Origin of the sequence: Aeromonas bivalvium (assembly GCF_046078285.1) — a bacterium.
GTDB classification, from domain to species: Bacteria; Pseudomonadota; Gammaproteobacteria; order Enterobacterales; family Aeromonadaceae; genus Aeromonas; species Aeromonas bivalvium.
On the sequence record NZ_JBGXBV010000021.1, the window covers coordinates 1 to 864 of the forward strand.

Consider the following 864-nt stretch of genomic DNA (forward strand, 5'->3'; position numbering starts at 1 on the left):
GGACAGCCTGCTCAAGGCGGGCTTCACCCTGACCGATTCTGACGGCGACACCGTCTCCTCCACCCTGACCGTCGCCATCGGCGATGGGGCCAATCCTGTCATCAGCGCCGTGACCGGCACCGAGATGACGGAGGCGAACCAGGGCGACGGCGCCCTGGTGAGCAATATGAGCTTCACCGTGAGCCACGGTGCCGATGCCTTGGCGCCCGATAGCCTCAAATTCGATCTCGCGGCCATTCAAGGCAGCCTGGATGGCAAATACAGCAGCCACGGCAGCCCGGTGACCTTCACCCTGGATGCCAACGGGGAGCTGGTGGGCACCAGCGCCGATGGTCGCGAGGTGCTGCGGGCCGAGCTGAGCCTGGTGGAAACCAACGGCGACTGGAGCGTCACGGCCAAGGTGACCCTGAGCGCCGAGCTGGATCACCAGGGCAGCGAGTCCCTCGACCTGCCGCTGACCGTGACCCTGACCGACAAGGACGGGGACAGGGTCTCGACCGACTTGCCGCTCACCATCAAGGACGGCAATGCGCCCGGCTTCGTGGCGGGCAGCGGGGTGGACTTGAGCGAGAGCCACCTCGATGGCAGCAACAGCCTGACGGAAACGGGACACTTTACCCTGGAGGCAGGGTCGGACCGGGTGAGCCAGGTCTCGTTCGCCGATCCGGCCTCCCAGCCCCCCCTGATGGCCCTGGGTCAGCAGGTGAAATACGAACTGGTGGACGGGGATCCCGCCATTCCGGGCAACCAGATCCTCAAGGGTTATGTGGACGTGAACGGGGTGCGGGTCGAGGTGCTGCAGGTGGAGATCAGCGGCAAGCTCGACAACGCCGCCAGCAACGCGTTCGACTACAAGGTGACCCT

1 protein-coding gene is annotated in these 864 nt (G+C 65.6%); it reads left to right on the plus strand.

All coding sequences use genetic code 11. The features are described from left to right. On the plus strand, nt 1–864 hold an 864-nt coding region (locus ACEUCR_RS20000), incomplete at both ends, for a hypothetical protein (RefSeq protein WP_408792020.1).